The 14853-nt window shown below is 57.2% G+C and carries 13 protein-coding genes; 7 read left to right on the top strand and 6 right to left on the bottom strand.

What is annotated here, in order from left to right; genetic code table 11:
• Positions 1-16: 16 nt before the first annotated feature.
• From LG294_RS13950 to LG294_RS13940, 3 genes are read left to right on the top strand one after another with little or no spacing between them, the layout of a single operon-like run.
• Complete coding sequence (locus LG294_RS13950; RefSeq protein ID WP_404286683.1) at positions 17-1294, top strand: YibE/F family protein; 1278 nt, start codon at positions 17-19, stop codon at positions 1292-1294.
• A 46-nt stretch (positions 1295-1340) separates the two neighbouring features.
• Complete coding sequence (locus tag LG294_RS13945) at positions 1341-2351, top strand: metal ABC transporter solute-binding protein, Zn/Mn family (RefSeq protein WP_404286681.1); 1011 nt, start codon at positions 1341-1343, stop codon at positions 2349-2351.
• Between the two features lie 20 nt (positions 2352-2371).
• Positions 2372-3490: a CDP-glycerol glycerophosphotransferase family protein gene (locus LG294_RS13940; protein WP_404286679.1), complete on the top strand. Its 1119-nt coding sequence runs from the start codon at positions 2372-2374 to the stop codon at positions 3488-3490.
• Here the strand turns inward: LG294_RS13940 and LG294_RS13935 are convergent.
• From LG294_RS13935 to LG294_RS13915, 5 genes are all read right to left on the bottom strand, one after another.
• Entirely contained in the window at positions 3487-4977 is a 1491-nt protein-coding gene (locus LG294_RS13935; protein WP_404286677.1) for a gamma-aminobutyraldehyde dehydrogenase, read from the bottom strand. The two genes, LG294_RS13940 and LG294_RS13935, sit on opposite strands and share 4 nt — an antisense overlap.
• A 37-nt stretch (positions 4978-5014) precedes the next feature.
• Positions 5015-5383: a cupin domain-containing protein gene (locus tag LG294_RS13930; protein ID WP_404286675.1), complete on the bottom strand. Its 369-nt coding sequence runs from the start codon at positions 5381-5383 to the stop codon at positions 5015-5017.
• Positions 5383-6828, bottom strand: coding sequence for an NAD(P)/FAD-dependent oxidoreductase (locus LG294_RS13925; protein WP_404286673.1), 1446 nt, complete (start codon positions 6826-6828; stop codon positions 5383-5385). Before LG294_RS13925 ends, LG294_RS13930 begins: the two co-directional genes overlap by 1 nt.
• A 358-nt stretch (positions 6829-7186) precedes the next feature.
• Positions 7187-7585: a hypothetical protein gene (locus LG294_RS13920; protein ID WP_404286671.1), complete on the bottom strand. Its 399-nt coding sequence runs from the start codon at positions 7583-7585 to the stop codon at positions 7187-7189.
• 4 nt (positions 7586-7589) lie between these two features.
• Positions 7590-9509: a primary-amine oxidase gene (locus tag LG294_RS13915; protein ID WP_404286669.1), complete on the bottom strand. Its 1920-nt coding sequence runs from the start codon at positions 9507-9509 to the stop codon at positions 7590-7592.
• Positions 9510-9638: 129 nt separating this feature from the next.
• Between LG294_RS13915 and LG294_RS13910 the strand changes: the two genes are divergently transcribed.
• The 4 genes from LG294_RS13910 (at position 9639) to LG294_RS13895 (ending at position 14233) form a co-directional block, all read left to right on the top strand.
• Positions 9639-10229 (top strand): TetR/AcrR family transcriptional regulator, encoded by a 591-nt coding sequence (locus tag LG294_RS13910; RefSeq protein WP_404286667.1) that lies wholly within the window; start codon positions 9639-9641, stop codon positions 10227-10229.
• 104 nt (positions 10230-10333) lie between these two features.
• Positions 10334-11263 (top strand): helix-turn-helix domain-containing protein, encoded by a 930-nt coding sequence (locus tag LG294_RS13905; protein ID WP_404286665.1) that lies wholly within the window; start codon positions 10334-10336, stop codon positions 11261-11263.
• Between the two features lie 104 nt (positions 11264-11367).
• Positions 11368-12804 (top strand): APC family permease, encoded by a 1437-nt coding sequence (locus LG294_RS13900; RefSeq protein ID WP_404286663.1) that lies wholly within the window; start codon positions 11368-11370, stop codon positions 12802-12804.
• A 16-nt stretch (positions 12805-12820) separates the two neighbouring features.
• Positions 12821-14233, top strand: a complete 1413-nt coding sequence (locus LG294_RS13895; RefSeq protein WP_404286661.1) for an aldehyde dehydrogenase family protein — start codon at positions 12821-12823, stop codon at positions 14231-14233.
• Between the two features lie 75 nt (positions 14234-14308).
• On the opposite strand, the gene LG294_RS13890 is transcribed toward LG294_RS13895, so the two are convergent.
• Complete coding sequence (locus tag LG294_RS13890; protein ID WP_404286659.1) at positions 14309-14782, bottom strand: HtaA domain-containing protein; 474 nt, start codon at positions 14780-14782, stop codon at positions 14309-14311.
• Positions 14783-14853 lie beyond the last annotated feature (71 nt).

Genomic DNA, 14853 nt, shown 5'->3' with positions numbered 1-14853 from the left:
GAGGAGTACACCGCACGTGGGGCATCACCATCACGATCAGCCGATTTTGCAAGACCCAAGCCGCCGACGCCGAGCATCCATTATCCTGTGGGCCTTGCTCGCTCCAGTTGGTGCGCTCGCTCTGATCATGGTCATCGCGCTCTGGCCGCAGGGCAACTACGATCGCTTTGCCTTGAACGGAGCGATGGAGACAACCGGTGGCGCGAGCATGCAAGTGGGCACCGTGACTAGATCTTTGATCGAGGACTGTCCCTCTAGCATCGGGCTTGAAGACGTCGGAGGCAAAACGCTTGAATGCAACGTCACCTACCTGATGCCAGATAGTGGAGGGGCTGAAATTCAGCTGGAGATTCCACCTGAGACCCTGCATTCACGTGAGGCGCGAGCCGGTGACCAGATTCGGTATTTGGACCTGTCAAGCGTCGACTCGGGCAGCGGAAGCCCCTATGTCTTCGTGGATTTCATACGTACCTTGCCGATGGCTCTGCTGGCCGTGGCTTATGGGCTGGTAGTGGTACTGGTAGCTGGCTGGCGTGGCGCACGCGCGGTCATTGGGCTCGTCGGTGGTATCGCGTTCATGATCATTTTCATGGTGCCTGCATTGCTGGAGGGCGGGAATCCCGTGCTGATTGCGCTGACGGGTTCCACCGCGATCATGTTCGTGGCGTTGTATTTCGCCCATGGGCTCAACGCGAAAACCTCTACGGCATTGCTCGGAACGCTCTTTGGCTTAGCGGTGACAGCCGGTTTGGCGGTGTGGTTGACAGATGCCGCGGCGCTCACCGGTGCCAACGATGAACATGCGATGACGCTGTCCACCGTAGTGCCGCAAATATCGCTTCCCGGCCTGCTGATCTGTGGCCTGCTGGTGGGCGGCATGGGTGTGCTCAACGACGTCACCATCACCCAATCCGCGACGGTTTGGGAGTTGGCAGAGACCGCTCCGCATGCTTCAGCCAGAGAACTGTTCTTCAAGGGCATGCGTATCGGACGCGATCACATCGCCTCGACTGTGTACACGATCGCCTTCGCCTATGCCGGTGCGGCACTTCCGATCCTGGCTATCGCAGCACTAAGTGATCAAAGCTTCGGGACTACCCTGAGTTCCGGCTCAATGGCGGAGGAGGTCATTAGAATCCTCATTGGCTCCATCGGATTGGTACTCGCAATCCCGGTCACGACGGCTATCGCTGTGGTTGTCGTCAAGGCCACCGGGACCGGCGGTGCGCACGGTAAAGGTAGCGTGCCGCTCGGACGCCGAGCAAAGCTAAGTGCGAATGATTCTCAAATGTAATGTAGAATAGTTCTCAATAGCGTGCTGGGTGAATGGAGACTAATAGATGAAAAACCGTGGAATGATGGCCTCATTGGTAGCGATCCCGCTGACCGGTCTACTGCTGGCAGGATGCTCAGCAAATTCTACCGCCGAGGCGCGGGGCACTGAGGATCCAGCTGCCGGTGGCAAAGTTGAGCTAGTTACGACGATGAATGTGTACGGGCAGATCGCTCGGGCTATCGGTGGCGAGCATGTGGAAGTCACAGAAATCATCACCTCTACGGCGCAGGACCCGCACTCTTATGAGCCAACCGCACGCGACAAGCTCACCGTGTCCAAGGCCTCGATCGTATTGGCTAACGGCGGCGGCTATGACCAGTTCATGGACTCGCTGGTTTCATCTTTGCCGGCCCCTGAGGCTGATCAAGTGCACCTGATCCATGCGGTGGACTCCTCGCCGGTGGCGGCTGAGCATGAAGGCGAAGAGCCTGCTGATCATGAAGGCGAAGAGCACGCTGAACATGAAGGCGAAGAGCATGCTGGACATGATCACGCGGAATACAACGAACATATTTGGTACGACCTGGACTCCATGGATGCCCTCGCCGCCATCTTGGCTACCGAGCTTGGAGAGGCCGACCCGCAAAACGCCGAGACCTTCAAAGCCAATGCTGAAAGCTTCTCGGAAGGAATAAGCGGGCTACAAGATCAGCTCGCATCTGCGAAGCTCGATAATCGTAGCTACGCCATGACCGAGCCGGTTCCATTCCATTTGCTGGAGGATGCAGGAATGGAAAATAAAACACCTGCCGGACTGAGTGAAGCGGTCGAGGCCGGTGAAGGGATTGCACCACTGACGCTTAAGGCACTGAGTGACACGCTTAGCGCTGGAGAACTGGATGTACTGGCCTACAACGTGCAGACCGAAGGGCCTGAAACCACGGCACTTCGTTCAAACGCCGAAACCGGGAAAGTGGCGGTGGTAGACTTCCGCGAAACCATCACCGACGACTCCAACTACCTTGATTGGATGGAGGAAAATATTAGCTCTCTGACTTCCGCGATCAAAGGGTAGTTAAAACGTAGACTAGGGGCATGTCTCTGATTACCTCCCAAGTCAATCAAGTCGCGGGCCGTGCAAGGTCGCTTTTCGCTGAACGTGCGGTGCGAACTCAGATTACCGAGGCCAAGCAAGACTTGGACAGGGCAGAGAACATTTTGTTTTTCGCCGAAGGACCCAGACAGTTTTATCAACTGGGTGTCTGGCTGGAAACTTTCGAACGGCTGGCGGCGCAGGGACAATCTGCCGGCGTGGTGGTCATGGATTCATTGACTGCCCGCGAGCTGCTCAAGGTCAGCAAATTGCCTGTCTACTTCTCGCGTTCAATTGAACAGATTGAACGAAAGCTTACCGAGCTGGGTACGAAAAGCATTTGCTACGTGAATAATTCGCAGCGAAATTTCACCATGCTCCGCTTTAATGGACCAGCGCATATTCACCTGAACCACGGTGAAAGCGAAAAGGCCTCCATGGTTTCAAACCAGCTCAAAGCCTACGACTATGCCTGTGTTGCCGGTCCGGCGGCCGTGGCACGCATTTCAGCGTCGATCGCTCGTTTCGATAGCAAACATCTGGTGCAGATAGGCCGACCGCAACTGGACGCGTTAACACCCGAGAGCCCTTCGGCAAAAATTCGCGTGCTTTACGCGCCGACGTGGGAAGGAGACTCGGAGGCAATGGACTATTCATCGGTGGTGCGGCTAGGTGAAAGCATCCTGACCCAATTCGAGGGCGATAGTCGCTTCGAAGTGCGATTCCGTCCGCATCCCAAAACCGGTGACCATTCCGCTGAAACCAAACGAGAAATCGCGGTGCTGCGCACTCGATTCGCCTCGCAGCTCGATCCCGTGGCCGACCCGGGGCAATCGTTGGTTTGGGCAGATGTCGCAATCTGCGACACCTCAGCGATGGCTTATGACGCGGTGGCATTGAACGTTCCGCTGTTTTTGACAGGAAAACGCCCCTCACAGTTGAGGGACCGTTTACCGCACGAGCAGCTATTGGACTCGGCAAATGGGCTAGCTCAGCGTGTGGCAGAACTTGCTAAAGCGGGCGTATCTGGCCGGCAGAAGCAACTGGCCCAGTTTTTCTTTGCCACGACCGCTCCGGGAGAGGCGACCAAGAAATTGGGCCAGTTGCTGGGTTCTGTCTAGCGCTGAAGGAACACTGTGTTCTGCCATTCGCGGTGAGCCTCAGTGTCGTGCGAGATCAACACGTGCTTGACGTTGGTGTATTCATCAAATGAGTACTGGCTCATGTCCTTGCCCATGCCAGAGGACTTATAGCCGCCATGAGGCATCTCGGAAACGATGATGATATGTTCATTGATCCACACGCATCCAGCCTGAATCTGTGCACTGGCGCGCATGGCCCGGTTGAGGTCCTTCGTCCAGGCGCTGGCTGCTAGACCATACGGAGTATCGTTGGCCAGCTCGATCGCTTCCTGGTCGGTTTCAAAAGGCAATGCGACCAGCACCGGACCGAAAACCTCGTGCTGGACGATCTCGGAATCTTGGCTGGCCCCGACTAGCAGCGTTGGACGATAGAAGTTCCCCGGTCTCTCTAACTGACGTCCACCGCTCAGGATGGTGGCACCGGAGCGGACCGCGCGCTGTACCATCGAGGCAACCTTCTCTAGATGGGCTGAGCTGATTAGTGCCCCCATATCTGTGTTCGGATCATGGGGGTCGCCGACCACCATGGCGTCCATAAGTTGGGCAACGCGCCGGGTGAATTTGTCGAAGACCGAGGAATGCACATAGGCGCGTGTGGCCGCGGTGCAATCCTGCCCTGCATTGATCGTTGACCCGGCTACTGCGCCATGGGCTGCCGCCTCGATGTCTGCGTCGTCGAAGACCACAAATGGCGCTTTGCCACCGAGCTCCAAGTGCACACGCTTTCCTGTCTCGGCTGCCATCGTCATGATCTTCAAACCGACCTGGGTAGAGCCGGTGAAGGAGGTCATGCGAACCAGCTTGTGCCTGACCAACGCCTGACCGACGCTTGCGCCGCTACCGACCACAACGTTAATCACGCCGTCGGGCAGGCCCGCATCCTTGGCAGCCTGAGCGAAGAGCAGACTCGTCCCAGGAGTCAGCTCGCTGGGCTTGAGCACGATGGTGTTCCCGGCTGCGATGGCCGGCAGGACCTTCCAAGCGGCCATCTGCAAGGGGTAATTCCACGGCGAAATGGAGCCAACCACGCCGATAGGCTCACGGCGAATCATCGAGGTCGTATTACCCGCGTAATCCCCGGATGCCAAGCCCTGCAGGTTTCGTGCCGCTCCAGCAAAGAAGTTCACGTTGTCAATCGAACCCGGCACATCAAACTCGGTGGACATACGCATACTCTTGCCGGTCTGTGCAGTCTCTACCTCGGCCAGTACCTGGGCTTGGGATTGCAGCTCTCGGGCCAGCGCCAACAGGTGATCGGACCGTTCGCCAGGGGTGAGTGCCGACCAGATCTTGAAGGCATTCGCCGCCGCCTGAACCGCCTCGTCTACCTGGTCCACGCTCGCAGTATCAATTTCTTCCAGTAGCTCTCCGGTCGCCGGATTGACTCGCATAAGTTGTTCACCGGTGCCGCGGCACCAGGAATCATTGATGAACTGGTGTCCTTGTGAAAAATTGAAACCTGACATGTTCTATCGTTCCTTGGATTTGTGGATTCTTTGAGCGTTAGAGACTCAGATAGATCTTGCGAAGAGTTTGTGTGACGCGCCATTCGGTGTGCATGCCTGCGTGCAGGCGGACCAGGGAGCCGGGGACAAGCTCAATTTCTTGCGCGGTGAAACCCGCGCGCTGCTCAATCTTGATGTTTCCGGCCCCGGAAAGCACCACGAAATATTCCTCGGCTTCGATGTTGCGCATGGCGCCGACCGACATCTCCCAGATCCCTATTGATGCACCGGCCAGGTTCCCGACTTCGTGCACGGACGTGCTGGTGCCGGGCACTTCCAATTGTTGGTGCTCCGGAATGAGTTCGGCCGCTATTGGGAGGTTTGCAGCGTCAACGAGGGTGGCTAGCGGTTTGGCTTCATCTGGCATCAGGAATCGAATCCCATGCCGATCTTATCCATCAGCTTCAGGAAGGCCGGCCGCTTACCCTCATTGCGATCGGCGCTGATCAGCTGGCTGGTCATGAGCTTCACCCCTACATACGCGGCGGGTTCCGGTGGGAAAGGAATCGGCTTGGTGCGAACCATTTCCAGTTCGGTTAACTCGGTTTTTTCGCCCGAGAGCAGATCCAGCATGACCTTAGCGCCGAATCTTGTGGCGCCTACGCCGAGCCCGGTGAATCCTGCGCAGTAGGCCACCTTTCCGCCGTGAGTCAGGTCAAAGAACGAGAAGAAACGCGAGCAGGTATCGATTGCCCCGCCCCAGGCGTGGGAGAATTTCACGTCGGTGAGCTGTGGGAAGTTCCCGAAAAAATGGGCTGCGAGCTTCTCGAATGTGGAGCTGCTGGTGTCGTAGCTTGAACGGACCTTGCCGCCGAAATGGTAAATGGCATCATAGCCTCCGTAGAGAATTCGGCATTTGCCATTTTCATCTACCGTTGGCCTGGCATAGTGGAATCTGTTGTTCAGGTCCGCCAGCCCGACCGGTTCCTTCCAGCCCAATGAACGATGTTGTTCTTCCGTCAGCGGTTCGGTCATTAATGCGTAATCGTATACGGGGATGACCCTTGCGCGGTGGCGTTTGAGCAGCGAGGGAAAGACGTTGGTGGCTAATGCCACACGCTGGGCTCGGATCTGCCCGGCAGCCGTCAACACGAGTATCTGACCGTTGTGCTCAGTCAGCTCGGTGGCGTGAGTGTGCTCGTAAATGCGTACTCCCAGCTCTCGGCAGACCCGGGATAGTTCCCACGCAAGTTTTGCTGGATGCACCAATGCAGTGGAATCTCGATCTATAGAGCCGGCGAGAAAATCGGGTGAGTTGATGACCTCTTTGACTTGCTGGGCATCAAGATAATCGGTGCCTTCAGCTTCGGCAGCTTCTGCAACCCACTGAACCTGATGCGGTTCGGTGGCCACTTCGAGTACGCCGGCACGAGTGAACTCAACATCCATGGCATAACGCTCAACGGTGGCTTGGAACTCATTAAGGTTTTGGGTTCCTAGTTTTCCCAGCAGAGCATTTTCCCGAGGCAAATGGTTTTCACCGTTGGCCTCGCCATGTACCAGTGAGGCTTCGCAAAAACCGCCATTTCTTCCCGAAGCCGCCCAGCCGATTCGTTGCCCCTCGATGAGCACCACATCACGGTTGGGGTCTCGCTCTTTAGCTTGAAGCGCCGTCCAGAGCCCGGTGTATCCACCGCCGACAACGAGTAGATCGGCCTCGACGGTGCCATCCAATGCGCTAGTTGCTTCTGGGCGGTGCTCGTTATCAAGCCAGTATGAAATGTGTTTGGCATCGGACAGGGAGTCTTTGATGAGCTGCGTTGAGGCGTTTGCTTCGTGCCGATCAAAGGTGAGGGGCAAATTCTTGGTCATTATTGGTCCTTGAGTCGTACAACTTTGAAGTTTGCTGTGGTGGGCTACGACAGGGGAACCACAAGCGGACACAAGATGGCAGCGGATATCTGGTCTTCAAGGATTGCAGGCATAACGGATGACGATTGCCGAAAGCCAAAATCGAGTGTGGCGGCAATGCGGTGCGCGGCATGAATCGATAGCCATTGGCTGGCCACGGATATCCCTCTTCTCGGAGTGCTTGCCTCGCAGTGAACGTCATTCATTACTTATCTAAGCCCGGTTTCCCGGGCAGGTCAAGGGAAACATCAATATTCAATGCAGAGAAAAAATGGCACAAATTGGCTGAGGACCAGATCTAAGATCTGATCCTCAGCGCCTAATTTACCGCGTATCGCGGGTCCAGAGTCCTGCTTCGTGAACGGTTGAGCAACACTGCCGCGAAGAACATCAGCATGAGTTCGGCTGCTCCCACCATAAGCATCGGCACTGCGTGGGCAACGTGTTCAGGTGCGGCGCCTGATGAGTGATGAGCGGTGCCTCCGGGGAGCCCTAGCACCATGATGATGTGCGCCAGACCCATCAATGCGCTCATCAGCATCAACGCTTGTGGTGACTCGCCTTTTGCCACCGCAAGCGTGCATTTTACGCACCATGCGGTCATGAGCAGCAGCGCCAGCGACCAGCCAAGGTCATGCGGTGCCACGATAAGTAGCACCAGATGGGTAGCTGAGATGACGAGTGCCGCGGCAACTAGGATTCGGAGGCACACCGGCATGGCTTTAGCCGTTCGTTGTACAGCATCCACCGGTGGAGTCCGATTCGGTGGAGCAGCAACCGTGCTTGGCTGGTTCGGGCACGTCGAGAGCCGGTGAACGGTCAAAGAAGCCCTCGGGGCGGATCTTGAATCCAACGGTGTCCACCGGCATGATTGGCCAGTCTTCGGTACGTGGAAAATGAGTCAGCGCAAAGGTGTGCCAGAGGCTCAGCTCCTTGCCGTCAATGTTCTTATCTTCTTCGATCCACGAACCAATCCCTGCAACTCCCGGGTTCTGGTTGACGAAATCGCCGGTGGGGTAGCGCTGTGCTGCATTGCGCTGGGTTACCCATAGCGCCTTGGAAGCAAATTCGGCGCGCTTCTGCACCGAGGATCCCTCGGCCGCAAGCAAAGTCGGCAATCCCTGCGGCATGAGTTTGTAGCCAACAGGTTTACCGAGGTAATTCTTTGACTCAGGATTGGTGACTACCCACGTACGCCCTGCTGCCATATTTGCGTCGCGGACCGCCTGTTGCTCGGTGGCCAGCACGGTGTGCGAGCGGCTAAAGGCGTTGCCGCGGGGGTTCTCCTCGCTGATTGGCAGGCGGACCGCGTCCTCCTCGATGACTTGGCTGGGGCCGCCGTCTAGCGCGAAGTCGAGGCGGGCGCCAAAGATGTGCTGGTGGAATGGTGCGCCTAGTCCCGGAGCCATCTCCGAGGCGAAACGCTCATCAAGCATGGCGGAGGTGAACACGACACCGGTGGCCTTGGCCTCGAACTCGATGGTGCCATCCAGGTAGAGGTACCAGTAGAAGCCGTAGTCGTAGTTGCCCACAGTGGTGAAGAAACTGATCACCAGGCGACGGTTGCGTCGGGTGTACTTGACTCCTGACCAGTCGTCGGTGTGCTTTGCGAGGATCGAGGCGTCTTCCTCGTGCATGCAGATTCCATTGGTAATCGTTTGAGCTTCGCCATTGGCGTCGGTGATGACGGGGGAGATGTAGTGAATTTCGCCGAGGCAGTCACAGCCCAGTTCCAGCGAGTTGGCGAATCGGCCCACCAGGTATTCTCCGGTATCAAAATAGTTCTGCCAGCTGCGTACCGGAGATGGGTCGCCGTAGGGGACCACCATTTCGGCAATGGAGGCGCGATCCAAGATGCGGCGGCGCTGTTCTTTGTCGTCAAAGGCGATGTTGTAGAGCACTAGGCCTTCGCGCATATCGAAGCCGATATCCAGCGACCATTTCTCCCACTCAACGTGGTTTCCGTCGGCCACCGTGAAACTTGCGCCCTCGGGCTGGGTGATCTCGATGGGGCGTTGGGTGGTGCGGACCGGACCGGTTAGTGCCGGGTCTGTGTAGTTTCCGTGGGTTTCCGGCACCGGGACGATGTCAAAATCTAGCAGTTGGTCAACGGTCCCGGCGATGGTGTCGATGTAGACCACAAGCCCATCCACAGGGTGTGCCCAGGCGGAATCCTCGGCAAAGTCCTGACGGAAGGCGAGTCCGCGCAGAATCCGGCGGCCGGATTCCTGCGGATACTCGAATACACCGGCCGACAGCGGAGCGACGCGAACCTGTTCGGGCTTCAGATTTCTTTTGGATAGGGCCGCGGCCCATTCCTCGCTCTTGGCCAGAATGGATTCGACCATTTCGAATTCTTCCACGAGCACCGGCAGCTGACCGGTGGCACCCGGATCCAGCTCCACGAGAGTATCTATCTTCTCGCTGGAGAGGTCAAGGACTACGTCCTTCGGTTCGTTCTTCACACGGTCCATGAGCATGGCGCGGACCTTGCGCCCAGGTGCTTGCGGGTTTGGATCTTCAAGTCCCATGTAGGCAATGCGGGTGTTCTTCCCGTAGAGCCCCTCTGCCACCAAGATGTTCTTAGCCGCAGCGATTTCATCTGCAGAAAGCAGGGAGAAGCTGGTTTTCGTATCTTGCATGACAATCGCATCCTTTGAATTGGTGTGAGTCGAACCACTTTTTATTCTCTCTGCTTGTAGAGAATACGGAAAATGGCGACTCGTGGCAATAGCGCGGCTAAGAAAACTTGTCTTGGCTAGGCTGGGTGCATGCCAAGAATTGTTGACCATAACCAGCGGCGCCGAGAGATTGTCGAAGTCACCTGGCGCTTTATTGCCAAGCAGGGCTTCGATAAGCTGAATCTGCGCGACCTGTCCGCCGCGGCTGGCTATGCCAACGGCGGATTGAAAACGTATTTTCCGAACCGTGACGCGATTCTGATCGCAACATTCAATTACGTTGCCGACTCAACCAGTCGACGCATTGCCGAAAAAACTGCGAACCTCCAAGGCGTGGAGGCCATCCGCGCCTTCGCGCTAGAAGTTCTGCCCCTTGATGAGGAACGCCGCGACGAAGGGCGCGTTGCCGTGCATTTTTGGCATCTGGCGCTCGGCGAACCGGAATTGGCTGAGGTGAATGCGGTGGCAATGGATCGCTGGCGCACAATGCTGGACGGTTGGCTGGTCGATGTCTTGGGCGACGGGCACCGGGGTGCTGTGGTGGCTCGTGACTCGCTGCTCAATTTTATGCTTGGGGCTCAGGGTGCGAGCGTGCTCGATGCTCGGGCTAATACCGTTCAATCGCTGGTTGAGCAGTTGGAATATCAACTGCGTGCGCTCGAGTTGCTGCCGAGGCAATAAATCTTTACTCTCCGCCTGAAGAATAAAGGTGACATCGGACTGGAACTGCCGTACCCTCAGATGTGACGCCCGGCACGTTTTGGGCGCGGTCCAGAGAGGTTTCGATGTATCAGATTCAACATGTTGACTCGTTCACCGCGTGGTCCAGGCTCATCTCTGATGCCTTCGTGCAATTACGCAGCGAGCAGGTAACGGCCGGTCACTTCACCGCCAGCCTCGGGGTCAACATGCTCGGCGACATCGGACTGATGCGAGTGAACGCCAAGGCACACACCGTCTTGCGCACCGAGGACCTGACCTCCACCGGAGACGGGGAATTCTACAAAGTCTCTTATCAGCTCGCCGGGCATGGCCTGTTGATTCAAGATGGACGTGAAACCGTTTTAGCCCCCGGAGACTTGGCAATCTACGATACCCAGCGACCTTACACGCTGAGCTTCGACCGAGCTGCCTCAATTATGGTGGTGCTCATTCCCCATCATCAGTTTCGACTCTCGCGGCATCAGGTCGGCGAAATCACCGCTACTCGAATGGAAGCCGGGCATCCGCTCACCGGAACAGTTACACCACTGCTGCGGCATCTGGGCGAAAACCTTGCACAGTGGGATCAACACGGTGGCGCTGGACTTGCCCGCAACACCGTGGATCTGCTGGCGACCTCGCTGGGCGGGGTGCTTTCCCATGCCCATGCGGTAGACCCGCGGATTGCCCAGCGCGAACGCATTATCGAGTTCATAGGGCAGCAGCTAGATGCACCGGAGCTGACGCCCGCTTATATCGCGGAAGCCCATTTCATCTCGGTGCGAACCCTTCATGCACTCTTCGAGGAGGAACCACGCAGCGTGGCCGCCCTCATTCGGCACTACCGGATGAAATACGCTGCCGAGCTATTGAGCGACCCCTTGTTGGCACAGGTCTCGGTCCAGAGCGTCGGCACACGCGTAGGCATCGTCGATGCACCCGGATTTACCAGAGCCTTCGCCCGAGAATATGGGCTCACCCCCGGCAAATACAGGCTCAACGCGTTGGCCTGAGTCCTCGTATGCACGCATGGGCAACAGTGCTGCACGCAACGACAACTTGAATGTGAACCCCGTCATGGATCCTTGAGATATCGATAGATTGAATGGGGAAACCAATGGGACTCGAACAACGCACCTTATCGGTGCCCGCGCTAGTAGTCATGATCATCGCCGCCAGCGCACCGCTGACTGTTGTCGCCGGGGGAGTAACGACAAACTACGCGGTGACCGGCATGGATTCGGTGCCGCTGTCATTTGTCATTCTGGGAGTTATCCTGCTGATCTTCAGCATCGGATACACCGCGATGAGCCAGCATATACCTAATGCGGGCGCCTTCTACGCCTATATTGCTGGAGGACTTGGCCAAGCGGCAGGCGTCGGCGCGGCTATGGTCGCGGTAGTCAGCTACAACCTCATGCAGATTGGTATCTACGGGCTCTTCGGGTTCGCAGCGGCTTCCTTTGCCTCCTCCCTGCTGGGCTCCACCATCCCCTGGTGGTTAATGGCGCTAGTCGCGTGGGTTCTGGTTGGGGTGCTGGGGATGAACCGGGTCGATTTCTCCGTCAAAATTCTAGGATTTGTTGTCGCGTTGGAATTCCTCGTGGTCATCGTTTACGATGCCATGACCTTCGCCGTCGCTCCGGAAGCACCAGAATTTAGCGCTGCCTTCAACATTGGTGACGCGGTTGCCCCGGGCATGGGCGCGGTCATGGCGTTTAGTATCGCGGCCTTTATGGGTTTTGAATCTGGAACTATCTACAACGAAGAAGTTAAGGATCCAAAGCGCACAGCCCGCCGTGCCACGCTGATTGCCGTCACGATCATCGCAGTATTCTATGCCTTCTCCGCGTGGGCAGTTGCCGTAGGCGAGGGGCAGGCAAATGTAGCGGCGGCCTCGGCAGAATTCGGGCCCGATCTGATCTTCGTCTTCCTCGGAGCCCATGCGCCGAGCTGGTTTGTAGACAGCGCCAACTTGCTGTTCATTACCAGTCTGTTTGCCGCGCTGCTTGCCTTCCACAACGTGGTGGCGCGTTATTTCTACTCCATGGGCCGTGGTGGTGCATTGCCGAAGTTCCTCGCGAAAACCTCACGCAGAACCCACGCGCCGGTCGCCGGTTCCCAAGCGCAGTCATTGATTGCCTTGGCCGTGATTGTGGTGTTCGCCGTGATCTCCACCGGCAAGGACCCGATGTTTATCGTCTTTACCATGTTCACTTGGATGACTAACTCCGCCGCCTTTGGGCTGGTGCTACTGATGGCACTGACTTCGTTCGCGGTGTGCGGATACTTTGCCCGGAACCGTACGGCAGATTCGCTGATTACCCGTGTTATCGCCCCAATTGTTGCCGGGCTGGCGCTGAGTTTCGTCTTTGTCCAGATCGTCATTAACTTTGACGTCCTGATCGGCTTGGAGGAACCAGGGGCGCTGCCCTTAGTCCTGCAGGCCATAGTCGTTGTGCCCGGCATTATCGGTTTCCTGCTTTCCTGGTGGGTGCGAAAGAAACGGAATAATGCTGCTCAACCTAAAATTCATGAAAATACTCTGAACTAACTAAGGGAGATCAAAAATGTCTTACTCAAACGCCCAAGAACTGCTGGCAGCCATTCAGCCTGCCTCCGGTGGCACCGAAATCCTTGACCCTGCCACCGGAGAGCTCGTCGGACGGGTAGCCCAGGGCAGCGTGGCAGACCTGGATGCCGCAGTGAGTGCCGCACGAAATGCCCAACCTGCGTGGGATGCGCTCGGCCATGATGAACGCAATCGTCTGTTGAACCTGGCGGCGGATCACATCGAAGCCAACGCCGAGGCCTTGGCCGAGCTGCTGTCCCGGGAACAAGGCAAGCCAATGAATGGCCCGAATGCGCGCTTTGAAGTCGGGGCGTGCGCGGCCTGGCTGCGTGCGGCCACCGCATATGAAGTGAAGCCTGAGGTCGTGGTGGATGACGGGGAAACCTATGCCGCCAAGCATTATCGGGCGTTGGGAGTGGTCGGCGCAATCGGCCCATGGAACTGGCCAATGATGATCTCCATCTGGCAGTTGGCACCAAGCCTGCGCATGGGTAATACCGTGGTGATGAAGCCAAGCGAATACACGCCGCTGTCCGTGCTTGCCTTGGGGCATGTCCTGAATCAGATATTGCCAGCAGATGTGCTGCACGTAGTCGCCGGCGGTCGTGAAGTGGGAGAGAAGCTTTCCGCGCACCCTGATGTCAACAAGATCATGTTCACCGGTTCCACTCCCACAGGGAAGGCGATCATTCGCTCTTCGGCCGATACCGTCAAGCGGCTGACTCTCGAGCTCGGCGGAAATGATGCCGGAATCGTCATGGAAGACGCGGATCCGAAGGCCATCGCCGAGGACCTATTCTGGGGAGCGTTCATCAACACCGGCCAAACATGTGCCGCTTTGAAGCGTCTATACGTACCGGAGTCCATCTACGAGCAGGTCTGCCAAGCCTTGACCGAAGTGGCCGCCAAGATGCCGATGGGTGTGGGCCGCGATGAGAACAATGTCCTTGGTCCGCTGCAGAATAAGGCCCAATATAATATCGTCGCGGACTTGGTCCAGGACGCGGTGGACTCCGGTGCGACGGTCCTTCTGGGAGCCAACCCGGATAGCGAAGCCGTAGGCTATTTCTACCCAACTACCTTGGTGGCAGACATCGATCCGCAAAATCCACTGGTGACCGAGGAGCAATTCGGTCCGGCCCTGCCTATCGTCAAGGTTAAGAACGTGGAAGAAGCTATCGCCCACGCGAACTCGTTGGAGACTGGACTGGGCGCTTCGGTATGGGGCTCGGACCGCGAGAAGGCTCTTGCCGTGGCGGCACAGATCCAGGCCGGCACGGTCTGGATTAATTCGCACGGCACTATCGATCCGCGCATTCCGTTCGGTGGGGCGAAGCAGTCCGGCTATGGTTTGGAGTTCGGGCTGGACGGGCTCAAAGCACTGGCTCAGCCACAGCTGATCAAGGGCTAAAAGGGAATTAACCGCGAAGGGTCCGCAACTCCCGGATGGAGTTGCGGACCCTTTGAAGCCTGCGGTGCTTGACTGCTAGCTGCGCAAGACAACTTCTACAGGTTCCATATCCTGCCCCGCCTTGTACTGGCCGTTGAATAGAGCAGAGCCTTGTTCGGTCAACGATGCTGCGAAGCGGGTTTTGACCAGACCGAAGGCATTGGACACCCCGGTCTCGGTAAGTACGGCGATAGGCAAGCGCTCGCCGTCCTGGTCGGCGACGCTGAGCAACACCGAATCGCCATGTTCTTCGATGCGAGGTTCGATGAGGTCCAGCTTCATCATCCCGCCATGTCCCACGAAGGAGACGCGACCTTTGAAATGCAGCTCGCCTTCGGGTGATTCCGAGTCTACGGAAACCGGGAATGCGAGGTTATTTCCAACTTGCCATACACCGTTGGATGCTTCGATACGGCCGTCGGGAAGTGAAGAAATGTAGCCTACAAAGGAAGCCTTCAGCCCCCACTCGAGGTGAGGCTGGAACGGATCACCTGCCGGTGCACCATTCATACCCATCATCGTGTTCATTCCCCTTTGCGGCTTGACGTAGCGCGCGGTGCGCAAATTAGATCCGGGGATCA

This window comes from Glutamicibacter arilaitensis, assembly GCF_044793945.1.
GTDB lineage: Bacteria > Actinomycetota > Actinomycetes > Actinomycetales > Micrococcaceae > Glutamicibacter > Glutamicibacter arilaitensis_B.
Note: the sequence above shows the minus strand (reverse complement) of the source record. Positions and strands in the feature narration are given on the sequence as shown.